The sequence below is a fragment of the Acinetobacter sp. YH12226 genome (genome assembly GCF_013417805.1).
Lineage (GTDB): Bacteria > Pseudomonadota > Gammaproteobacteria > Pseudomonadales > Moraxellaceae > Acinetobacter.
This window is the reverse complement of sequence record NZ_VPDG01000002.1, coordinates 73,099-96,819: the sequence shown is the minus strand read 5'-3', so window position 1 is coordinate 96,819 and position 23,721 is coordinate 73,099. Positions and strand designations below refer to the sequence as shown.

Below are 23,721 nucleotides of genomic sequence, written 5' to 3'. Positions count from 1 at the left end.
AAAATTATGACTTAAGCAACTGCCGCTTCAGGCTGAGATTTGTCATCCAATACTGACCAGATATCCAGGCCTAATTCAGCATGCAGGTCAGGAAGATCAAGGAAGATACTTGCACCAAGTACTTCATGTTGACATTTTTGAGCCAGTTCATTCACTGCTTTTAAGGTTCCGCCACTTGCCAGAACATCATCCACAATAATTACTTTCTGGGACTGAACTTCCGCAGACATTTCTAAACGATCTATACCATATTCCAGGCTATAACCCACACCGACCACTGGAGGCGGCAATTTACCTGCTTTACGCACCAACAATAAACCTTTGCCTGTACGTTGTGCCAACAAGCTTGCCAACACAAAACCACGCGCTTCAACCGCAATAAAGCTTTCTACTTCTGCCAGTTTGTCAGCAGGAATGCTTGCAATCAAAGCGTCAGTCAATGGACCAATATTGCCCATGAAAAGTGGGGTCAAATCAAAGAAGCAAATTCCTGGTTTTGGAAAATCTTGGACCGTACGAATGTGAGACCACAAAGAAGTAGACAAATTGCTCATGGGAGATCTTAAAAAAAGAAAAGGAATATGGGAATTTTAAACCTATTTGAATAGAACGGACAAGCCAAGCTGCCTAATAAAAACTCGGAATTTAATTATAAGATATTGATTTTATTATATTGATTTATTTTAAAAAAATTTAATCCGGACTTTACTGATTTTAAATTACCTAAAAACTCAAGTTTTTACTGCACGACTTTGGTCTATCCCACAAGATAAACACTCATTTTTGCCATCGTCAGCTTTTTATCCTTTAACCGCCTACGCCAGAAAAGCTGATTGGCGTGATTTTTAGATAAATGAGGAATGTGTCGTCTATTCTGCTGCTAATTTCGCTGATTAAGCTTTTATTCACTTTACTTTATGAATAGAACTGCGTAAAAATTTAGCCAAATATGTTCACTGTTAAAAAGTCATATTCTTTTAGAGTCTTGCCTTTTATGGATTTTAAGCTGACGCCTACAGTTGCTCAGTTTTGGAGAGTTACATGAGAAAGTTTCAATGCATCGTATGTGGATGGATTTATGACGAGGCAGAAGGTTGGCCTCAAGACGGGATCGTGGCAGGCACCAAATGGGAAGATATCCCAGATGACTGGACCTGTCCAGATTGCGGCGTGTCTAAAATTGATTTCGAAATGATCGAAGTCTAATCACGTCCAGTTAAAGGCCATATCCATATGGTCTTTTTTTATGCCTTTCAATCATTTATACAGCATGGAGCTCTACCATATGGAAACGACTATGCATCCTATCGTCATTATTGGTTCAGGTATGGCGGGTTATGCCGTAGCACGTGAATTTCGTAAACTCAATCCAGAACATGAATTGCTGATGATCTGTGCGGATGATGCGGTCAATTACGCCAAACCGACGCTCTCCAATGCTTTGGCTGGCAATAAAGCGCCTGAACAAATTCCACTAGGCGATGCGGCTAAAATGTCAGCACAGCTGAATATGCGCATTGAACAGCATACCTGGGTCAAAGCCATTCATCCGGAAGATCATCAGCTGGTTCTGGAAAAAGATGGTCAGGAAAGTACGCAACATTATAGCAAACTGGTATTAGCCATCGGTGCCAATCCAGTACGTCTGGCGATTGCCGGTGATGCCAGCGATGACATTCATGTCGTCAACAATTTGAGTGACTATAAAGCTTTCCGTAACAATCTGGCAGCACGTGAAGACAAACGTGTAGTAATTTTAGGTGCAGGCCTGATTGGCTGTGAATTTGCCAACGACCTACAAAATACCGATCATCAGGTTACAGTCATTGATTTAGCCCCTCAGCCACTTGGCCGCTTATTGCCAGAACATGTTGCTACTGCATTCCAGAAGAATCTTGAAGAAACCGGCATTCACTTTGTCTTGGGCACAACAGTCGAAAAAGTCTCTCGTGCGGACAATGGTGATTATCTGGTCACGCTGGCCAACGGTCATTCTTTGGTCGCTGATGTAGTGTTATCTGCGGTGGGCTTACAGCCGAATATTTCTTTGGCGAAACAGGCAGATGTACATACTAGTCGCGGAGTGTTAACCACTGCACAACTGGAAACCAACCAAGCCGATATCTATGCGGTGGGCGACTGTGCTGAGGTCAATGGCACTTTATTGCCTTATGTCATGCCGATCATGCAACAAGCCCGCGCTTTGGCAAAAACCTTAAATGGCGAACATACTGCCGTGCATTATCCGGCTATGCCAGTAGCAGTTAAAACGCCTGCTGCACCTTTAACCGTCCTGCCCGCACCCATCGATGTTGAAGTGACTTGGGAAACTGAAGAGTTCGATGATGGCATGCTGGCTAAAGCGTTCGATGCTAACGGCACCTTACGCGGTTTTGTGCTTTTAGGGGCCACTGCAGGCAAACAGCGTCTGACCTTGACCAAGCAGGTTCCTGACTTGATTCCTGCTGCGGTTTAGATGTTTAATAGCAAGGATATTTTTTAAACGAAATATCCTTTAATTAGGACAGCGACCATGTACAGCGCAGCACAGTTTAATCTTTCCCCCTATACCTCGTTCATGCATGAAACCAAGGCCGATCTTGGCAATGGGATCCAGCTACATGTCGAGGTTGGCGGAAATCCGCAACATCCCACCATTTTGCTGATTATGGGTTTGGGTGGGCAAATGCTGTACTGGCCTGACTTTTTCTGTAAGTCACTGATTGACAATGGTTATCATATCGTCCGTTTCGATAATCGTGATATTGGCCTGTCTTCAAAAGTCCATCACAAAGGTCCACGCCTGAATACCCTGAAAATGATGAGCCGTTTTGTACTGGGTCTGGGTAATCAGGGTGCACCTTATGATCTTTACGATATGGCTGAAGATGTCAGTCTGTTGATTGAAAAAATGCAGCTGGAACAAGTCTATGTGCTGGGTGCTTCGATGGGCGGTATGATTGCCCAGATTCTGGCCGCGCGTTATCCGGACAAAGTCAAAAAACTGGGCTTACTGTTTACCAGCAATAACCAGCCGATGTTACCACCACCCTTTCCCAAGCAACTCTTTAGTTTGATTGACAAACCGGCTTCAACAGATGAAGATGGCATTGTTGATCATAGTTTGAAACTGTTTAAGATCATCGGCTCACCAGGTTATGTCAATCATCTGGAAGCGGTGCAGACCGCCCGTAAATTATATAAGCGAAGTTACTATCCTGCTGGTGTACTTCAACAGTTTTTAGCAATATTATGTACAGGCTCATTGCTGCAACTGGACAAGCAAATCAAACAAGAAACCCTGGTGGTCCATGGTTCTCGAGATCGATTGCTGCCTCCTAGCCATGGCAAGGCCGTTGCGAAAGCAATTTCAGGGGCTAAATTTGAATTAATTGATGGAATGGGGCATGATATCCCACCGCATTTTATTCCATATCTTAGCGAATTATTTGCTGATCATTTTAAATCATAAACATTAGGACACTATGGCTGCATTACCATCCCTAAGACAGCTGTCATACCTCGTAACACTGTCAGAGACGCTACACTTTACAGAAGCTGCTCGCCGCTCCTTTGTCACCCAGTCAACCTTGTCTGGCGGCATCATGGAGCTGGAGCGTTTACTCGGTGGCGTACTTGTTGAACGCGACCGCCAGAATGTTCGTTTAACGCCTCTTGGTGAACAAGTGGTTGCACGCGCACGTGTTCTACTGGCCGATGCTCAGGACCTAATGCGTTTAAGTCGTGAGATGAGTGAACCTTTAACCGGTGATCTACATCTCGGCGTCATTCCAACAATTGCACCTTTCCTATTGTCCCAGCTGCTGGATGAAGTGCATAAGCAATTACCAAAAATCCAGTTGCATCTGCATGAAGCGCAAAGTGAAAAGATTGTAGAAAAGCTGGAACATGGCAACCTGGATATGGTGGCTTTGGCATTGCCTTTCGACACCCGTGGTCTGAAAGTTGCTGAAATTGCCAAAGAGAATCTGTATCTGGTTTACCAAAAATCTGATCAGCATGCTGCACAAGCAAACTCTTTAGAAGATCTGGATCTGTCTCGCCTGATGTTACTTGAAGAAGGTCATTGCCTGCGTGATCATGCCTTGAGTGCCTGCCCGATTGGTGAGCGTAAAAATGATCACCGTTTAAAAGCCAGCTCACTGCCGACTTTAATCGAAATGGTGTCTGCAAATCTGGGCTTTACCCTGCTGCCTGAAATTGCGATCCATACCAATATGATTAAAGGCAATCCTGAGATTCAGGTAAAAGCGATCGATTCAGCCCCAAGTCGTACCCTGGCATTGGTAACCCGTAAAAGCACACCGCTGCAAAGCGAGTTTGATGTGCTATTACAGATTTTCCAGAAAATCACTCAGCACGATGCTGCCTGATCTATAGATAATAAAAAGGAGCACATGTTGCTCCTTTTTTATATCTTGAATTGAATGCATCCAGTCCGCCTAGAAACTTAGAATCTCTACATTTCAGCTAAATCACTATTCTTTGGGATAGGCATTTGCATCTGCCTGATTCACAGTATAGCTCTCTATCGCATCTACAGGATCGCGTTTTATTGGCTAGCCTTTTGCCTGCACCGGTTTTAGTGATTCGTTCACCGACTGGACTCGACCTGTCAAAAATCCAGACCGTGCTACAGCAACTCGGCTATCAGCCAGATATGCTGCTGTATGCGGACAATATGCTGTCCGCACAATCCATGATTACTGAACATCTGCCTAATCTGATTCTTTATCATGCAGCAACAACTTCAGAGATCAGTTTGATTCATCAGCTGAAACAGCAAAGCTCAGATACACCTGTTATTGCCATATTCAATACGGATGCCATAGCACTCATCTATTCTGCTTTATTATCCGGAGCAGATAGCTATATGCAGCATCATGATTCATTACCGCAGTTCGCTGAGAGTCTAAAAATTGTCTTACGCGGCGGAGCCTACATTCATACTGAACTGGCAGACTATATCCTGCACCAGCCCATTGCTAAAACCTGTCTTAACCTCGCTGAATTGCAGTTATTAAAATTATTGAGTCAACATCAATCGCAAGCTGAACGACAAGATCAGCTCCAGATGAAGGACTATCAGATGTATAGTCGGGTCAAACACATCTATCGAAAACTGGTTAAACTCAGCTTGAACAGTTAAATTCTATGTTCGGAATAAAAAAGAGGCTGAATATTCAGCCTCTTTACATACTTAAACTTATTTAAACAGCTCTAACAGAATACGTTGTGCATTATGCGGTTTTTCACCTTCTTTGGGCTGTGCCCGCAGCCAAGTACCATCACCTTGCAATAACCAGGATTGCTGATTGTCTTTCAAGTAATTCAACAGACCTTGTTGATAGATGCGTTTTTTCAAGGCTTCATCTTCGACCGGGAAACAGGCCTCGACCCGATTAAACAGGTTACGATCCATCCAGTCTGCACTTGAACAGTAAATACGTGAATTGCCATTATTGCTGAAATAATACACGCGGGTATGTTCCAGGAAACGCCCGACAATTGAACGCACCCGGATATTTTCCGACAGACCCGGCAACCCCGGACGCAAACTGCAAATTGAGCGGATAATCAGGTCAATCTGTACCCCGGCCTGAGAAGCCTCATAGAGTTTGTTAATCAATTGCATTTCGGTCAGTGCATTGACTTTGACAATAATCTGCGCCGGTTTCCCTGCTTGAGCATAGGCAATTTCATTATCGATATAGTTAAGTAACTGGGCATGCAAGGTAAATGGCGCATGTAGCAGCTTTTTCAGCTTGGCCATTTTCCCCATACCGGTCAATTCCTGGAAAATACGATGCACATCTTCACACAGATCTTTATCTGTCGTTAATAGACCATAATCGGTATAGATTCGTGCATTGCCGGCATGATAATTACCGGTACCCAGATGCACATAGCGCATCAGTTTGTTATTTTCCCGGCGCACCACCAGAATCATCTTGGCGTGAGTCTTGTAACCAACAATGCCGTAGACCACGACCGCACCCGCTTCTTGCAGTACATTGGCGACTTCAATATTGGATTCCTCATCGAAACGCGCACGCAATTCAATGACTGCGGTGACTTCCTTGCCATTACGAGCAGCTTCAGCCAGCACCTGGACAATTTCAGAATCTGGCCCACTACGGTATAAGGTCTGCTTGATCGCCAGCACTTGCGGATCGCGTGCCGCTTCACGTAATAATGAAATCACCGGCGCAAAAGATTCAAAGGGATGATGCAGCAAAATATCCTGCTTCTGCATCGCACTAAAAATATTTTCAGATTTTTTCAGTACTTTGGGAATGATCGGCGTATGCGAGTCATAACGTAAATGTGGACGCTTAAAGTTAGACAGCAAACGTGCCAGATTGACCGGGCCAGCAACTTTATAAAGCTGCTCGTCGTCCAGATCAAATTCATTCAGCAGATATTCATAAATATGCTGCGGACAATTTTCTGTCACTTCGAGACGTACCGCACGACCAAAACGGCGTGAACTGAGCTCGCCTTTGAGCGCCTTGGCCAGATCTTCGACATCTTCATTCAAGGCCAAATCGGCATTTCGAGTGACACGGAACTGATAACAGCCAGTCGCCGTCATCCCCGGGAACAGATCAGACACATGCTCATGAATAATCGCCGACAGCATCACATGATGTTCTTTTCCATCGGTCAGTTCATCCGGTAAACGCACCACGCGTGGCAGTGAACGCGGTGCAGGTACCACAGCCAGATCAATCTGACGGCCAAAGGCATCTTTCCCTTCCAGCGTGACAATAAAGTTCAGTGATTTATTCACCAGTCGCGGGAATGGATGCGCTGGGTCTAGGCTGATTGGCGTGAGGACGGGAGCCACCTGCTCCTGAAAATATTTTTTGACCCAGGCAGATTGTGCTGGGGTCAATTCACCACGGCGCAAGAAGCAAATATCTTCCTCACGCAATTTTGGCAAAATTTCTTCATTTAAAATACGGTATTGACGTTCAATGGCGGCATGCGCCGTTTTAGAAATCTGTTCTAAAACCTGCTTTGGAGTCAAGCCATCCGGACTCCGGCTTTCATTGTCCAGATCCAGCTGTTCCATCATTCCTGCGACCCGGATTTCAAAAAACTCGTCCAGATTACGCGAGAAAATCAACAGGAAATTCATGCGTTCGAGCAATGGATGTAAAGGATCGACAGCCTGTTCCAGGACACGTAAATGGAAGTCTAGGATAGACAGTTCACGATTAATATAACGATCATTATATGTATATTCGGGCTGTGCTGAAGTTGTGCTGGCTGCCGTATTCATATCAAACCTATGCGGATTTAAAATTGTGCTTATCGCTCCAAGTATGCTTCAAATTGATGACAATTTCATAAAAAAAGCCCAAATAATTGGGCTTTCTCTTCAAATCATCAATTAAGGTAATTCTGCATAACGCATATAGCGCTGAATCATCCGCTTACGAGCATTTAATGCAGAGGAATTGCGATGATCCTGGAAATATTTCGGATTGGTCAAAATGGCAGCCAGAAAGATGGCTTGATCGCGGGTCAGGCTTTGTGCGGTTTTACCGAAATAATGTTTGGCCGCTGCTTCAACGCCGTAGATATTATCCCCGAACTCGATCGAGTTTAAATAGACTTCCAGAATTCGTTCTTTCGACCACATGCGTTCCATCATCCAGGTCGCGACTGCTTCCTGACCTTTACGCACAAAGGAACGCTTGTTGACGAGGAACAGGTTTTTCGCCAATTGCTGGGAGATTGTCGAACCACCGGCCACTACACGGCCCTGATTTCTGTTTTTATTCAGCGCAGTTTGAATTCCGTCCCAGTCAAAACCATGGTGATGAATAAATTTTCCATCTTCCGCAGTGACGATGGCACGTTTCAGATTCAGGCTGATTTCGTCATAGGGACGCCATTGATGCTGAATCGCTTTGGAAGGTTCTGTCCAGTAATCAATCCGCATCATCATGGTGGTGTTCACCGGATTGGTTCGCCACCAGGCCAGACTGGCAAAGATCCACAATTGAACCAGCAGAATCACACTGACGATGACGAGCATCGTGCGGATCAGAAAGGCTTTCATGTCAGTGCGTTACTCCTGAAAATTTAATTTTTCGTGTTAAGCTTATTCGAAATATACAATCACAGCAAAAAAATAGCATGTCTGAATACTCTCCCCCTGTCGAACATCGCAAACTTGAAATGCATCTCTGGTGGATCACCGCCATTTTAATCGGGATCAATGTTGGATTATTTGGCTGGCAAGCCATGCATGGCATGGATGTTAGCCAGCCGAGTACCCGAGACGCTATTCTCTGGGGTGCCGATTATGCACCTTTAACCTATTTAGCGGAACCCATGCGCTTGTTTAGCAGCATGTTTTTTCATTTTGGCCTGATTCACCTGATGTTGAATATGTGGGCCTTGTATATTTTTGGTAGTGTTGCCGAACAGCTGTTTGGCCGGATGTATTTTATTGGCCTGTATGTGTGTGCCGGATTAATGGGCAGCCTGCTCAGTGGCTATATGAACATTCAGGACAGCTATAGCCTGATCGAAGGCGGTGTGGCCAATCCCGATTTATTGCCTGCGGTCAGTGCCGGCGCATCTGGTGCCGTGATGGGACTCGGTGCTTCACTCACGGTGCTGGCTTTATTGCCAATGCTGCCACAGCAACGTTTTATTCTGGATAAAAAAACCCTGGTGATGGTGATGGGTCTAAACCTCGCGCTGGGCTTTATGATCAGTGGAATCAACAATGCCGCACATATTGGCGGCATGCTGATGGGGGCTTTTCTCACCTTGCTCTGGTACATCGGGCAAAAAATGCAGCGTAGCCACCTGTTCAATCTGATTGCCTTGATTGTCGGGTTCGGCCTTTGTGTGCTGCTTTATCAACATAACTTGGCCTTACTCGAACCCATTCGCCCACTGTGGCAAGAGATTCTGGAAATGATGCAACAGCAACTAAAACTTTAACTCTCAGCCAGTTTAAAAATCACGGAGATGAATCTTATTGATTCATCTCACGCAAGCTTTGTAAGGGTGGAATCTCTGACAGATAACTCAGGCGATAACGGCCAATCAGCGCACATAAAGTGGTCATAAAGATCGGCAAGATAATCCAGATTTCCCAATGCGGCTGAATCATTAAATCCATTTTATAACTGGCAATCGCACTGATCACTTCGGCAAACAGGCAGGAAACTATTCCGGCAAACAGCCCAATAAAACCAATTTCCAGACTCATCATGGTTTTCAGTTTCTGCTTGGAACTACCGAATGATCGAAGCAAAGCCACTTCACGTTTGCGCTCATCCATCAACAGGTTCAGACAGGCCATCAGTACCAGAAAACCGGAAATGCTGACCAGTACTGCCAGAATGGTCACGATTTGCACTAGCACATTCACAATGCGTTTGATCTCTTCCAGAATCAGGCTGACATCAATAAACACCGTGTTGGAAAATTGCTGGATCACAGACACCAGTTTGCCCTTATCTACCTCCGGGACATAAAAACTGCCCAGATAACTGCCGGCATTGGCATCCATGGTATTGGGTGCAAAGATAAAGAAAAAGTTGGGACTAAAACTTTCCCATTCGACGGTTCTTAGATTAACGACTTTAGCTTCCAGTATCCCTTCCGGCAGGCTGAAACTGAGTTTATCTCCAATCTTGATCCCTAACTCTTCAGCAGTATTGGCTTCGACCGATACGGTGCCGACTTGTTTTAATACCGCGTCACCACTGACAATCACATTATCCTGAGGATAGCGGTTTGACTGGGTCAGATTCAGCTCACGTCTTAAAGTATTGCTACTTTTAACCAACTCTTCGGCAAATGGCTGATCATTTTTGGCGACCAGACGCCCACGGACATTTGGATATAGCGGTGTGCTTTTCCAGCCATGCTGCTCAAGTTGAGCTTTCAGGTCTGGCATATCAAAAGGCGGTAAACCATAAACAAACTGGTTCGGCGTACCTTCCGGTAACTGTTGCTGCCAGCGATCCAGCAGATCAGTACGCAAGACTGCCAATACTGTAATCAGGCTCAAGCCCAAGGCTAAAGCCGTAATCTGCAAGGCGGTCTGAGATGGTGTGCGCACATAGGCTGACAGATTCAGCTTCATATTACGTAGCAGTTTCAACACCCCCCATACCGTCAGATACAGCACTGCACATAATACAATAATCGCGCCAATCACCCAGGCGGTCAGCAGCAAGTTTTCAGTCAAAATCACACTAAAGATAATCAGGCTGAGCGTTCCGGTCAGCAGCATCCACAGCATGGATTGTACTGATTTTTCCTGCTGGCGAATCACCCGAATTGGCGGCGTATTCAGCAGTTGCAACAAGCTTGGCATGACAAAACCGAGCAGCACCACGGCACTGGTCAGCATCGCGACCGGCAATGGTCCTAGCAACATTGCGATAGCGGAAAACTCAATCTGCAAATTCGGAATCAGCTGCAACATCAATTGCAACAGTCCATAACCCAGACTGATCCCGACCACGGTACCAATTAGCATCGCAATCAACAGCACCATCCCGAGTAAAGCCAGATAAGCTGACAGAATCTGTTTCTTGGTAGCACCGATACAACGCATCAAGGCAATATGATCCTGATTCTGCTGCACATAGCGCTGCGCGGTTAAGGCTATAGCAATCCCGCATAATAGAATGGTCAGAATATTGGCCAGTTGCAGGAAAGTGTCCAGATTGGCGATTGGCTTCATCAAGCGGGTATTGCCTTCACTGGCATTGCGTAACCTGAGACTGCTTTGCTCCTCAAACTCCTGCCCTTGTACTTCCGCTGGCGTTTCAGCCGAGCCGTTTGCTGACTTGACCTGCTGCTTGAACAGGGCTTCATATTGTTGGGTATCATCCGGACGGCCAGCCATGAGTAAGCGATATTCAATCCGGCTCCCTACCTGAATGGCATTAGTTCGTGACACATCCGCCTGGGAGATAATCACCGTTGGTGAAAATCCGGAAAATCCAAGCTCCTGATTGGAGTCCTGTTCAATCTTGGCGGTGACTTTGAATGCTGCATCGGCAATATTGAGCTGATCCCCCAATTTGACTTTGAGCAAATCCATGGCTCGTGGACTGAGCCAGATTTCACCAGACTGAATCGACTTTTTTGCCGGTTGCACCCGCAGTTCGCCACGCAAAGGAAAAGCCTGATCAATGGCTTTGACATTGACCATGACAAACTGCGCATCGGTATAGGCCATACTGCTAAAGAAAGTGACTTCTGACTGCTTTAAATCCAGCTGCTTGGCCTGATCACGCCACTGCTCTGGCAACGGCTCATTATCTGAAAGCACCAGATCACCAGCCAACATTTCTGCTGCCTGCAAGGCGACTGCATTTTGGATCTGCTCGTTACTAAACTTGAGTGCAGTAGTCGCACTGATCGCCAGTGTTAAGGCAATAATCAGCAGATAAATCCCGGTGGTTTTAAAGCTTTGCGTCAGTAAAGGACGAAATAATGGATTCATTTCATCCTCCACTCGGATGTTCAATCAGCTCGCTATTCAGCAGTTCAAAATGCCGCTGACACTGCTGTGCCAGTTTGCGATCATGCGTGACCAGCACCAAAGTCGTCCCCAGTTCCTGGTTTAGTTGAAAGAGTAGTTGTTCAATTTCTCTGGCCGTTTCACCATCGAGATTGCCTGTAGGTTCATCGGCAAAAATGATTTTTGGTTCACTGACCAGTGCACGAGCGATGGCTACACGTTGCTGTTCTCCCCCGGACAATACTTTTGGGGTTTGCTGCGCCTGTCGATCCAGACCGACCTTATGTAGTAATGCCAACGCCTTTTGCTCAGCTTCTGCATATTTAAAGCCGGGCTGCAGGCGCAGTGGCAGCATTACATTTTCAAGTGCAGTCAGGTGCGGTAAGAGCTGAAAAGACTGAAAGACAAATCCGATATTTCTTAAACGTACCAGCGCACGTTGTTCTTCATTCAAGTTAGACACTGATTCGCCACAGACCAGAAGCTGACCTGAACTTGCCTGATCCAGTGTCGCCAGAATACCCAGTAATGTGGATTTTCCGGAACCGGAACGACCGGTAATAGCCACTTGTTCTCCGGCCTGAATATCCAGATCAAGATCCTCAAAAATGGTGAGCTGTTTTTGTGAAAGTTGTATCTTTTGTGTCAATTTCTGGGCAGAAATAATAGCCTGTGGCATGATGGTCGAATCGTTGCTGCTTTGAATCATACGTGTCCTATATGAAAGATCTTAATCAGAAAACTCGGCTATTGCCTTACTTTTTTTTGCTCAGTCTGTGCCTGTTACCTCTTGGGGTTTCAGCAAAGACGATTATGATTTTAGGTGATAGTTTAAGTGCAGGTTATGGTATCCAGCCCCAGCAGGGTTGGGTACATTTATTACAAAAGCGTTTAGAGCAACAGTATCCGAAACAGCATAAAGTGGTCAATGCAAGTGTCAGCGGTGAAACCACCAGCGGAGCACTGGCCAGACTGCCAAAATTGCTGCAGACGCATCGTCCAGACCTTGTGGTGATTGAGTTAGGTGGCAATGATGGCTTACGTGGACAACCACCGCAAATGATTCAAAAAAATTTAGCCAGCCTGATTCAGCAGAGCCAGAAAGCCAAGGCCAAGGTCATCGTCTTTGGCATAAAAATGCCGCCTAATTACGGGCAGGCCTATAGCAAGGCTTTTGAAAATAATTATAAAGTGGTGAGTCAGCAATATAAGGTGAAGTTATTGCCCTTCTTTATGCAGGGTGTCGCCGGTAATAAAACATTGATGCAAAAGGATCTGATTCATCCAAATGCTAAAGCACAGACAATCCTGTTAAATAATGCTTATCCATACATTAAAGGCGCTTTATAAAGCGCCTTTAACTTATTTTAGAATATATTTAGATGAATCGTGATTAGAAATCGAAGAATGTCACTTCACCAGTTTCCAGTGAATATTCAGCACCCACGACTTTTAGTTTTCCTTGTCCAATCAGGTTTTCCAGAACGGCTGAACCGTGACGCAACTGATTCACCGAAGCAAATACGTTGGAACGTACTGCATGCTTGGACAATTTTGCCAAGTCATTTTTCAGTTCAGTTTGCATTAAAGTTTCAACTGAAGGACGTACGCGGTTCACAATCGACATCAGGTTTGCCGATGGGGGGCAATCTGGACACATCAAGGTATCAATAGTCGCTTTAATCGCACCACAGTGACTGTGACCTAACACCACCACAATCGCGCAATCATAACGTGCCGCGGCAAATTCAACACTGCCGACCTGTGAGGGTGCAACAATATTACCTGCAACACGAATCACAAAAAGATCGCCGAGACCCTGATCAAAAACCATTTCGGCTGGAACGCGCGAATCTGAACATCCCAAGACAATCGCAAACGGATTCTGATCCTCTGCCATTTCTGCGCGCTGTTGGTGGCTAAGTTGTTTTGGATGCGTGGTATCGCCACTGACAAAACGTTGGTTACCCTGTCTAAGACGTTCTAAAGCTTCTTGAGCTGTGAGCATTCTTTTCTATCACCGATGGTTTTAGTTGCAATATCTTACTGCCAGTTTTTTTGAATGTCACTTGCAAAAAATCTTAGCTGATTAAATTTTTAGCATTTATCTAATTTCATTTCTGCAGGGAATTTATGCGTAATACATCACATTTTCCAGTCATTTAATGCAATCTAGCAAAAAACTAATGGGTGACAAGCGCAAAGATTGATTTAAAATAGAATGAAGAATAATGTTTTTATTTGAATGAAAATTGCAAATTTATAACATGGAAGTATTTTGATTGAGCAATTTGCTCACTGGGTTTGTTTTGGGGAATGGCCAATGAAGAAAATAATAAAATTGCGCTCGAAAATGATTTGTTCAGCCGTAGTTGCCTTAAGCATGGCATTACCGGGCCTGACACATGCTCAAATACTGTTTAGCCAGAAAAATGAAACATCTGCCAAAGTCTTGCAGCAGCATCTGTTGCAAGAACGCAGCCTTGCCGGTCTCAAATCCAAGACCCTCAAAATTGGCGAGGTCACCTGGAGTTATAGCGAAGGCGGTGCCAAGAACAAACCATCCATTCTACTGATTCATGGTCTGGCCGGCACGCGCGACAACTGGAACCGGGTCGCCCAGTTTCTGACGCCCTATTATCATGTCATTATTCCGGATCTGCCAAGCAACGGCGACACCAAAGTTCCGGACAATTTTGATGTTTCTGTGCCCAATGTGACCTCTCAACTGCGTTTGTTCCTTGAAACCTTAAATGTGGACGAAAATTTACACATTGCCGGCCACTCTCTGGGTGGATCGATTGCTACGGTGTATGCTTCACAATATCCTTTCGATACGCAAAGTCTTTTTTTAATCAATAGTGCTGGTCTTTACAAAATGGGGAATACTCCCTATACCAAAGATCCTCAAGCCTTAAAAGACCTGATCGTCAGCAAACCCGGTGATCTGCAAGATGTTTCCAAACAGCTGATGCAGAATCCGCCAGTGATTCCTTATCAGTTACGGCATGCACAGGAAAAACTGTTGATTTCACGCGCTGAACAAACCAGCAAATCGATTGATCAGGTGGTGATGCTAAATCGGATTTATACACCGGAAACCTTTGCCCGCCTGACCCGCACGGTAGAAGCACCCACCTTGATTTTATGGGGCAGACAGGATCGGATCATTAATGTCGAAGTAGTCAAAGAACTACATGCCCTGCTGAAACGTGCCGAGAAACCAGTGATTTTAAATAATGTCGGGCATATGCCGATTCTTGAAGCAGAAAAACAGGTTGCACAACATTATTTGCCTTTTCTGGCCAAGACGCAGACCCTAAAAAACCCGCTTGCTGATAAACTCATTCCTTTAAATTAAGTTTCAGAGATGCTATGCAGAAACACCCGATGATTGAGCAGTTGATCGATGCTCAACTTGATTTTCTCGATCAGGCATTTTCTCAATCTGAAACGATTCAAAGCGAGTTTCATGCATTTTATTTGTGGTTGCGTAAACAGACGCTAAAAGAGCTGTGGAGCTGTGAACTGATCAATCAGCTTTTACAAAAACAGATTCTCGGTACTGCTGCCAGCAGCTTTCTGATTGAACAGATTGCCGAGCATATCCGTTTTGCCCTGGTGCATCCGGCCAATGACACCACCACGATTGCTGATCTGATTCCAGTACTGACCATAGACAAGATCGCCCAGTATGTGGCCAGCAAAAGTGGCCATCGGCAGCGTCTGATTAAAACCATAGTGAATAATCCGGCATTTTCCGCCATGATTACCCAATTGATCCAGCATTCCATTCAGGATTATCTGGATAACTCCATGATTGCCAAAAGCGTACCCGGGGTTTCCCGCTTTATGAAAATGGGCAAATCGGTACTGGAAAATGTCACCGATACCAACCTCGATAGCACCATTGCACGTTATCTGCAAAAGAATATCCTGAAACTGAGCCAGATGAGTGAGCATGTACTGAACCAGCATTTTGACGACGAGAAACTCTATCATTTTCAGGCCAATCTCTGGCATAAAATCAAAGATATGCCTGTATCGGTCTTGAAGAATTATATTGAGCTGCAGGACCTGAATCAGACGGTCGGCTTAGGTCATGACATCTGGGATCACATACATCAGACAGATTATTTACAGCAGCAAGTGCATGACGGAATTCATACTTGGTATGTCCGCAATCAGGAACATACTTTTGATCAATTATTACGTGATTTGAATATTGATGAAGCGCTAATTCAGAATGAATTGCAGCAACTGCTCAGTCCGGTAATCCAGCAGATGGTTTCACAGGGTCATTTACTTGAACGTGCACGCAAATATCTGGAACAATTTTATTATCATGAAGATACTTTAAAAATCCTTAAAATTTAAATAAAAAAGCCGCTTTATAGCGGCTTTTTTATCTGCTTAGATTAGAAATTATAGGTTAATCCGGCAAATACTTGCTGACGATCCAGATAATAATCATTTGAAGCATTTGACAGTTTTTTATCAAATAAATTATTTAATCCGGCTCGAACAGTGACTTGATCATTCACTTCATAATTTGCAGACAGATTAAATACGGTATGTGGCTTTTGCATCACCACTGTATCTTCAGCACTTGCTGTATATTGCTCACCGGTATATTGTGCTGCAAGTTCCAAGGAAAGTGGATCAGTGGGTGTCCAGTTGAGTGCACTATAAACTGACAACTCTGGAATCGTTGAGAGATTTTTGCCTGTCACTAAATTTTTTGAATCAAAATAATAGGTTGCATTGGTTTTCCAGCTCAAACTATCTAAAAGTGGTAATGCTACACTTGCTTCCAAGCCTCGTACACGCGCTTTTTCAGCATTTTGATATTGTGTCCACCACACACCATTAATTTCGCCTAAAGCACGATATTCAATTTTATTTTTAAAATCTGTGTGAAAATAGGTTAAACCGAGATCAAAGTCATTTTGAGCAAAATTAAATCCAATTTCATAGTTAGTACTTTCTTCAGGCTGCAAGTTTGCATTACCAGCCATATAACATCCGCCCGACACATAACCCAAAGGCTTAAGTGATGTACATCCATTCCCCCCTGAACGAGTCGCGGCACCTGCAGTATTCTCTTTTAATGAAGGTGCTCTAAATCCCTGAGCAACACCGCCTTTGACGGTCAATGCTTCATTTGGTTGCAGCACCAGATAAGCACGAGGACTATTATGTGTACCAAATTTATCGTGATGATCAAAACGGTTCCCCAGTGTTAAATGCACTTGATCATTAAAAATAATTTTATCTTCAATAAACAGCGCCCAAGTATCTCCTTCTAGCTCTGAACCATATTCATGTCCATCATAACTTGGAATAGAAAGCCCAATATTACGTGTATTGATCAACTCTTCTGATTTCCATTGGCCTCCCACTGTAGCGATATGCTCAACACCTAACTGAAACGGAATATTGAGATTACCCTCTACAATGCTTTCCTTGGATTTTTGTGTGGTCGGCCCCGTCTCTGTCACCTGACTTTGATCATAATCATTATAGTAAGCAGTAATTTTTGAATCACCAAAAGCCCACTTGGCATCATGTGACAAGGAAATTGAACGATGTTCTAACTCTGACGGGCCCCAAGATAATACGGCCTGTTCTTGGCCATCCACCACCTGTGATGTGGTAGACGGGTTGTCTTGCTGTAACCCATAGCCCAGTTCTAAAGACAGGCTATGAATATCATTCGGCGTATAATCAAATTTTAAATTCGCATTTTGATCACGACTACCCGATTGTCCTGTTGCCTTACTTCCCGCCATTCCAGGAATATTACGATCAGAAATTTGATAGCCTTGATCCGCTTCCTGTTCAGTGATCCCGACTGTGGCACGCATACCTAGCGTATCGGTTAAAGGGCCATATCCGACTAGTCCTGATTGGATCGTTCGGCCCAAATCAGAAGATGTGGTCGGCACGGTATGGTTTAAGGTAAAAGACCCTCCCCATTCTGAAGGGATTTTTTTGGTAATGATATTGATCACTCCACCCATCGCATCAGAGCCATATAAAGAAGACATTGGCCCACGTACGACCTCAATGCGTTCAATCATTTCTGGTCTCACCCAGTTTAGATCTTGATGACCCAAGTTTGCACGATAATTGGTATCTCTGGACGAACCTACACGTTTTCCATCAATTAAGATAAGTGTGTAATTTTCAGGCATGCCACGTAATTGAATTTTTGAGCCAGCACCATTTGAACTAAGCCCCCCTGTTACCCCAGGTACACGTTTTAAAATATCTGCCAAGCTTGAAACAGGTTGTTTTTGAATTTCTTCGGCAGTAATGACACTAATTGAAGCTGGCGCAGATTTAACATCCACTGCCTGCCCACTCGCAGTCACCACAATCGTTTGTAACTTGGTCGTCTCAGATTGCAATACGCCTTCTTTTTCTTCAGTAACTTGATCTTGTGCTTGTACTGAAACAGTCATTGCTGTGAATACGGCAAAAGCTAAAGTTCTTTTTAAGAATGGCTTATTCATACCTTGTGCGCCCCAATATTTATGAAGAGATCATGTTTATTCGGTTGCGAAGTGTAACATCTTTTCAATTTAATGCAACTAATATTGATAATTATTATCATTAACATTCACTTGTTTTTAATCCAGAAATAAAAAAACCTCGAACTTTCGAGGTTTTTAAAATGCGATAAATAAACTGTTATATGGAACAGCTTATTTCATATACGCACCTTCAGACTGACTATGATCCGTTTCATCTACGACATGCATTAATTCAGGTACATGTTGTTTTAATGTGGTTTCAACACCTTGTTTCAAAGTGATATCAATCGCTGAACAACCCTGGCAACCACCACCAAATTTAAGTACAGCGGTTAAACCTTTTTCAGGGTCTTCTTTGACTTCGACCAGTGCACAGTTACCGCCATGGCCTGCTAGACCCGGGTTAATTTCAGACTGCAATACATAGGTAATACGCTCTTCTACTGATGCATCTGGACCCACGCGTGGCACTTTGGAGTTCGGTGCACGGAAAGTCAACTGACCACCAAAACGGTCTTTGTTGTAATCAATCACGGCATCGAGTAAATACGGAATAGATGGCGAGTCGATAAAAGCAGGGAAATCAGGATATTCCTGCTTATAATCTGTCGGTACAACTTCATCAGGTGCACTATAGGCCATGCAACATTCAGCGCGAGGAGTACCTGGATGCTCTACAAAAACACGCACACCAATACCCGGGGTGTTCTGTTTATCCAGTAGATCCTTTAAATACTCTTGTGCTGTTGGTGTAATCAATAAGTTGGGAATTTCACCAACAACTGGAGTGCTGCTGTTCTCAGTCGACATAACAATAATTTCCTCAAGCTCAAGCGGCCATTTTAACTGAAGATGCGGGGTAATTTTTAAAAATCAACTAAAATTGTCGGATTTATTATAAAAGTACAACTTTAGCTTAATTTTAATGGCATGATAATTGGCAAATAGGCACCCTTAGAATCATTTATATGCTTGATTTACCTTTTAATCATACCGTGACCATTATTCTGATCACCTGTATTGTGTCATTTATTGCTTTCTCCAAAGAGACGGTGATGAATCGCCTGATTTTCTGGCCACCGGCACTGCAACGTGGACAATATGACCGCTTTATTACGCATGGCTTTATCCATGCGGATGGAGCTCATCTCTTGTTTAACATGATTACCCTGTTCTTCTTCGGCAGCGTGATTGAAAGCTTTTATCGTCAATATCTGTATGACCTGGGTTTTATCCTGTTTTACCTCGGTGGTCTGATCGCAGCGATTCTGCCAAGTTACCTGAAGCATAAAAATGATGCGCGCTGGGCCAGTCTCGGCGCTTCCGGTGCAGTCTCGGCTGTACTGTTTGCCTATATTCTGTTTGAACCTTGGAAGTTGATCTTTGTGTTCTTCATTCCGGTTCCTGCCATTATTTTTGCTGTGCTGTATGTAGCTTATAGCATCTGGTCAGGCAAAAAAGGCAATAGCAACATTAATCACAGCGCGCATTTATGGGGAGCGGCTTACGGGGTGGTCATGACGATTATTCTGGAGCCACGCCTGATTCCGCATTTCCTGAATAAACTGATGCAAGTTCCATTTTAATTAGGGTTATTTAATGATAAGAGAATGAGGCTATATATGAATTGAACCTCATATTTCTGCTAAAAATTGATAAGAGAGCTGCTGCTCTCTTATTTGTTTGAAACATCTAGTAATATATTAGAAAGTCATGATGTCACTTAATGCCAATCTTGGACTGAATTTTGCAGCGATAATATATACATCTGTATATTAATTATTGTCATTCTCGAGATATTTTGCATGTCCACTACACCAGACGGTCTTCAATTTCCTCTTCAGTCTCAGCAACAAAAACCAAGTAGCTCTAAAGCAGGGCGCGCAATCATCGCGGCAGCGCTAGCCAATGTCGATTCACGCAGTTCTCAACAGGCACAATCAGAAAAAAACTGGCGCAAACACTACACAGTACATTTTAAGCAGCTGGTCGAGCAAGGATTAAGTTCCCCTGAATCCAGCTTGAAAATTGCCGAAGATGGATTGGCAAAAGCACATCAGACTTTTGAATTTTACCGTGATGGTCAAAAGTATGTATTACAAGATGCTTTAACTCTGCCCGCGGGTCAGTTGCATACCTTCAAGCTGACAGGTAATAGCAAATCGGCACCAGAATGGTATGTGCCTTACCACGGTCAAAAGCTGCAAGGTGACGCCTTATTGGAGCAGATTGAGCGCTGGGAAAGCCAAGGCATCGTGGAAACCAGTCATGCCAATGCCCTACGTGAATGTGTGGTGCATCCTGAATGGTTTGACTTGTCAGATCGGACGGCGGTGCTGTTTGGTGCAGCATCTGAAGCCGGTCCTCTGACCTGGCTGGCGAAATGGAAAGCCAATATTGTAGCGATTGATCTGCCGAATACCCGTGTATGGGGCAAGATTGTTGATACCATCAACCAAGGCAATGCCACGCTGTATGCGCCATGTACTGAAGACCTGCCTACTGATACTTCACTTGATATTTTAAAAGAAAAACTGGGGGCGAATTTGCTGACCCAGATTCCTGAAATTGCCAAATGGTTATTACAGTTCGAGCAGGATCTGGATCTGGCTGCAATTGCCTATCTGGATGGTGAAAAGCATGTTCGGGTCTCCATGGCGATGGATGCCATCATGCAGCATGTCAGCCAGCAAAAAGCTAATACCAGCCTGATGTACATGTGTACGCCGACCGATGTTTATGCGGTTCCGAGTGAAGTGATTGAAGCGTCAAAAGTAAAATATACTGAACGCTCCAAGGCACAGGCAATCATCTCCAAAGGTGTTTCCACTTTAAGCCGCAAACATTTTTTCCAGAAAAATGCGCATGAACTGATTCAGTCTGGTGATCAGGCATATGGCATTTGTGACTGTCTAGTAGTTGAACAAGGCCCGAACTATGCGCTGGCAAAACGTATCCAGCAATGGCGTGCCACCTTGGCTCGCGCTCAAGGCCAACGGGTCAGTATCAATATTGCGCCTTCGACGACCACCTATTCCGTGACCAAGAATCCGCTATTAAAAGCCGCATTTAACGGTGCCAGCCTGTTTGATGTTGAAGCTTTCGCGCCTGAAACCACCAATGCGATTATGGCGGCACTATGGATTCATGATCTGCGTAATCCGGAATCGGTGGCCAATCCTGAAGTAAAACTCAACCATCCGCTTGAATTGATGATGCATGGCGCGAATCATGGTGGTTTGTGGCGGGTTGCTTATCTGGCGCGTACTGCATTGCCTTTTGCTGCGCTGTATGGTTTTGCAACGGAGAAGTTGCCAAAAGGATTATTAAGTAAGTTGAAGAAGTAATTTAGTTCCTTCTTTCGAGACTTCTTCTACGTTAGATAAACTTTTATTTAATGTTTATCCCCTCACCCTTGCGAAGCAGTGCTTCTCATCTCCCAAAGGGAGAGGGAGCTTCCCCAATGGATTCAAATGAGTATTAAGCATCTAAAGAAACGTTTTTTAATAAAATGAATACTATTCAAATTAAACTCGCTTTATTTGAATAAATAATGTAATTCCCTCTCCTGAGCAAGTTTTAAAGCACCGCTTTTAAATCGAAGCGCAAGTGAGGGTTAGAGAGAGGTAAAAATCACCTATAAAAAAAGCTGCTCTAGAGCAGCTTTTTTTATGTCTAAATAACTTAGAACACTTTTAACAGTACCCAATACAAACCGCCTGACAGGCAGATCGTTGCTGGCAAGGTAAATATCCAAGCAGACAGAATAGTTTTCACCATCTGGAAGTTCAGACCTGACTTGTTCGCCACCATGGTACCTGCTACTGCAGAGTTCAATACATGGGTAGTAGATACCGGCATACCAAAGCCATCTGCCGCCGCAATGGTCGACATCGCAACAAGTTCGGCAGACATACCCTGACCATAAGTCATATGCTGTTTACCAATACGCTCACCGACAGTCACGACAATACGCTTCCAGCCGACCATCGTACCCAGACCGAGTGCCAAGGCTGTCGCCACTTTTACCCAGGTCGGGATGTATTGCAGGAATGAATCCAGATTGTCACGGTATTCATCCACTGTTTTTTCCTGCGCAGCACTCATTGCCGGTAAAGCTTCTGCTTTATCCAGACGCTTAAATGCTGTAGTGCTCAGATACATGTCATTACGGAATTCAGATACTTGAGCTTCAGGAACATCCTTGATGCTGGTATAGCTACCGACTTTCTCACCCAGATGATCCGTCAAGCTTGCCAATGCAGGCACGACTTCAGGGGTAATTTCCTTGGTCTGAATGTACTTGGTAATGACATCACGGGCTTGTTCATCCGGAATATCCTGATGATTTGGATAGATCACATCCGCTGTTTGTGCAGATAACTGACCAAAAGATTGAATATGTTGTGCATCCAGATTCTTGTTCAGCGAGTACGCCAACGGTACACAGCCGATCAGAATCAGCATGATCAGGCCCATACCTTTTTGACCGTCATTTGAACCATGGGCAAAACTCACCCCAGTACAGGTAAAGATCAGCATGGCACGAATCAATGGTGGCGGTGGCTTGTTACCTTCAGGTGGCTGGAACAATTCCAGTTGACGCTTGAAGATTTTTTTCACCAGCAGGAACACAATTGCAGCAAATGCAAAACCGATTAAAGGCGAGAATAATAGCGCCTTACCGACTTTCATGACTTGCTCCATGTCTATACCTGAAGCGCCAGTACCGGCATTCAGAATATAGTTCATGATGCCCACACCCAGAATCGAACCGATCAGGGTATGTGAACTGGATGCCGGAATACCGAGGAACCAGGTTCCCAGATTCCAGAGAATTGCCGCGATCAGCATGGCAAAAACCATGGCAAAACCTGCTCCGGAGCCGACATTCATGATCAGCTCGACTGGCAATAACGCAATAATGCCGTAAGCGACCGCACCACTGGCGACCATAACCCCAAGGAAATTACAGAAGCCGGCCCACATCACTGCGACAGGAGCTGAAAGTGCATTGGTATAAATGACTGTGGCCACAGCATTGGCGGTATCGTGAAAGCCATTGACGAACTCAAAGCTCAACGCAATAAAAAGTGCCGTCGCTAACAAAATAACTGAATACAAGCCCAAGGCCGGTACATGCGCTAAATCTGCAGACAACTGGAAGCCGATATAAATCAGCGTAGTGATAATAAGAGTCAGGAACACCGGCATAAAGAATTTCGGTGTTGGCACATGAACATTGGTCGACTTTTGGGAAGCCGACCCGTGTGCTGAATCTACGGGAGTTTGATTAGGATTCATGCAAGCAGGAATAGAGGATTCAAGAATCCCCATATTGTTCAGTTAAATTGTGACAATTATATGACAAACTGCTGTCATATGAAGCAATTATTTGGATTTTCTTGCTGCTATTCGTCCTGTTTAATTCCGACTAAAACACTAGATTTTGATTTTATATATCAATTACTTAAGAGAGGATTCCAGCTTATTTAAGCTTAGCAACCGCACATATTTTGCTACCAAAACGATTCATGCCCTACCTGTCATCAAGCAGAGCAAAAGTTTCATTTGCACAGCATAAGCCATCAATATGACAATTTCATGAATGAAAGCATCAGCTTAATTTTCTGATCCTGTTTCTTG

General features: G+C 44.3%; 20 protein-coding genes. 11 read left to right on the top strand and 9 right to left on the bottom strand.

What is annotated here, in order from left to right; translation table 11 throughout:
- Window positions 1-11 precede the first annotated feature (11 nt).
- Complete coding sequence (locus FTV08_RS02620) at window positions 12-554, bottom strand: adenine phosphoribosyltransferase (protein WP_005262359.1); 543 nt, start codon at window positions 552-554, stop codon at window positions 12-14.
- A gap of 487 nt (window positions 555-1,041) precedes the next feature.
- On the opposite strand from FTV08_RS02620, the gene rubA reads away from it, so the two are divergent.
- From rubA to FTV08_RS02595, 5 genes are all read left to right on the top strand, one after another.
- Window positions 1,042-1,206 (top strand): rubredoxin RubA, encoded by a 165-nt coding sequence (gene rubA, locus FTV08_RS02615; RefSeq protein ID WP_004646274.1) that lies wholly within the window; start codon window positions 1,042-1,044, stop codon window positions 1,204-1,206.
- A 91-nt stretch (window positions 1,207-1,297) separates the two neighbouring features.
- Entirely contained in the window at window positions 1,298-2,476 is a 1,179-nt protein-coding gene (gene rubB / locus FTV08_RS02610) for a rubredoxin reductase RubB (RefSeq protein WP_180086744.1), read from the top strand.
- 57 nt (window positions 2,477-2,533) lie between these two features.
- A complete protein-coding gene (gene estB / locus FTV08_RS02605; RefSeq protein ID WP_218947139.1) occupies window positions 2,534-3,472 on the top strand; it encodes an esterase EstB in 939 nt (312 codons plus the stop codon).
- A gap of 13 nt (window positions 3,473-3,485) precedes the next feature.
- Complete coding sequence (oxyR, locus tag FTV08_RS02600; protein ID WP_004279412.1) at window positions 3,486-4,394, top strand: LysR family transcriptional regulator OxyR; 909 nt, start codon at window positions 3,486-3,488, stop codon at window positions 4,392-4,394.
- Window positions 4,395-4,576: 182 nt separating this feature from the next.
- On the top strand, window positions 4,577-5,170 hold the full coding sequence (locus FTV08_RS02595) for a response regulator transcription factor (protein ID WP_121979927.1): 594 nt from the start codon (window positions 4,577-4,579) through the stop codon (window positions 5,168-5,170).
- A 57-nt stretch (window positions 5,171-5,227) separates the two neighbouring features.
- On the opposite strand, the gene ppk1 is transcribed toward FTV08_RS02595, so the two are convergent.
- On the bottom strand, window positions 5,228-7,309 hold the full coding sequence (ppk1, locus tag FTV08_RS02590; protein ID WP_180086565.1) for a polyphosphate kinase 1: 2,082 nt from the start codon (window positions 7,307-7,309) through the stop codon (window positions 5,228-5,230).
- A gap of 111 nt (window positions 7,310-7,420) precedes the next feature.
- Entirely contained in the window at window positions 7,421-8,095 is a 675-nt protein-coding gene (gene mtgA / locus FTV08_RS02585; RefSeq protein WP_004279409.1) for a monofunctional biosynthetic peptidoglycan transglycosylase, read from the bottom strand.
- A gap of 77 nt (window positions 8,096-8,172) precedes the next feature.
- On the opposite strand from mtgA, the gene FTV08_RS02580 reads away from it, so the two are divergent.
- Window positions 8,173-8,991 (top strand): rhomboid family intramembrane serine protease, encoded by an 819-nt coding sequence (locus FTV08_RS02580; protein WP_005262372.1) that lies wholly within the window; start codon window positions 8,173-8,175, stop codon window positions 8,989-8,991.
- 34 nt (window positions 8,992-9,025) lie between these two features.
- On the opposite strand, the gene FTV08_RS02575 is transcribed toward FTV08_RS02580, so the two are convergent.
- Both FTV08_RS02575 and FTV08_RS02570 read right to left on the bottom strand, forming a co-directional pair.
- Entirely contained in the window at window positions 9,026-11,518 is a 2,493-nt protein-coding gene (locus tag FTV08_RS02575; RefSeq protein ID WP_180086563.1) for an ABC transporter permease, read from the bottom strand.
- A gap of 1 nt (window position 11,519) precedes the next feature.
- Window positions 11,520-12,245: an ABC transporter ATP-binding protein gene (locus FTV08_RS02570; RefSeq protein ID WP_180086561.1), complete on the bottom strand. Its 726-nt coding sequence runs from the start codon at window positions 12,243-12,245 to the stop codon at window positions 11,520-11,522.
- A gap of 11 nt (window positions 12,246-12,256) precedes the next feature.
- On the opposite strand from FTV08_RS02570, the gene FTV08_RS02565 reads away from it, so the two are divergent.
- Entirely contained in the window at window positions 12,257-12,886 is a 630-nt protein-coding gene (locus FTV08_RS02565; RefSeq protein WP_005104662.1) for an arylesterase, read from the top strand.
- A 43-nt stretch (window positions 12,887-12,929) separates the two neighbouring features.
- Here FTV08_RS02565 and FTV08_RS02560 read toward each other — a convergent pair whose 3' ends face one another.
- Window positions 12,930-13,544: a carbonic anhydrase gene (locus FTV08_RS02560; protein WP_004646264.1), complete on the bottom strand. Its 615-nt coding sequence runs from the start codon at window positions 13,542-13,544 to the stop codon at window positions 12,930-12,932.
- A gap of 315 nt (window positions 13,545-13,859) precedes the next feature.
- Here FTV08_RS02560 and FTV08_RS02555 point away from each other — a divergent pair, with 315 nt between their 5' ends.
- Both FTV08_RS02555 and FTV08_RS02550 read left to right on the top strand, forming a co-directional pair.
- Window positions 13,860-14,897: an alpha/beta fold hydrolase gene (locus tag FTV08_RS02555; protein WP_044111633.1), complete on the top strand. Its 1,038-nt coding sequence runs from the start codon at window positions 13,860-13,862 to the stop codon at window positions 14,895-14,897.
- A gap of 14 nt (window positions 14,898-14,911) precedes the next feature.
- On the top strand, window positions 14,912-15,913 hold the full coding sequence (locus tag FTV08_RS02550) for a hypothetical protein (RefSeq protein WP_180086559.1): 1,002 nt from the start codon (window positions 14,912-14,914) through the stop codon (window positions 15,911-15,913).
- A gap of 41 nt (window positions 15,914-15,954) precedes the next feature.
- Here FTV08_RS02550 and FTV08_RS02545 read toward each other — a convergent pair whose 3' ends face one another.
- On the bottom strand, window positions 15,955-18,054 hold the full coding sequence (locus FTV08_RS02545) for a TonB-dependent receptor domain-containing protein (protein WP_180086557.1): 2,100 nt from the start codon (window positions 18,052-18,054) through the stop codon (window positions 15,955-15,957).
- A gap of 192 nt (window positions 18,055-18,246) precedes the next feature.
- Entirely contained in the window at window positions 18,247-18,885 is a 639-nt protein-coding gene (gene nfuA, locus FTV08_RS02540) for a Fe-S biogenesis protein NfuA (RefSeq protein WP_004279400.1), read from the bottom strand.
- A gap of 158 nt (window positions 18,886-19,043) precedes the next feature.
- On the opposite strand from nfuA, the gene FTV08_RS02535 reads away from it, so the two are divergent.
- Together FTV08_RS02535 and FTV08_RS02530 are read left to right on the top strand one after the other, a co-directional pair.
- The gene (locus FTV08_RS02535) at window positions 19,044-19,661 is read left to right on the top strand and encodes a rhomboid family intramembrane serine protease (RefSeq protein WP_004646259.1); all 618 of its coding nucleotides are present in this window, start codon (window positions 19,044-19,046) and stop codon (window positions 19,659-19,661) included.
- A 219-nt stretch (window positions 19,662-19,880) separates the two neighbouring features.
- On the top strand, window positions 19,881-21,422 hold the full coding sequence (locus FTV08_RS02530) for a hypothetical protein (protein WP_180086555.1): 1,542 nt from the start codon (window positions 19,881-19,883) through the stop codon (window positions 21,420-21,422).
- Window positions 21,423-21,759: 337 nt separating this feature from the next.
- On the opposite strand, the gene FTV08_RS02525 is transcribed toward FTV08_RS02530, so the two are convergent.
- A complete protein-coding gene (locus tag FTV08_RS02525) occupies window positions 21,760-23,379 on the bottom strand; it encodes an inorganic phosphate transporter (protein ID WP_044111639.1) in 1,620 nt (539 codons plus the stop codon).
- Between the last annotated feature and the right edge of the window lie 342 nt (window positions 23,380-23,721).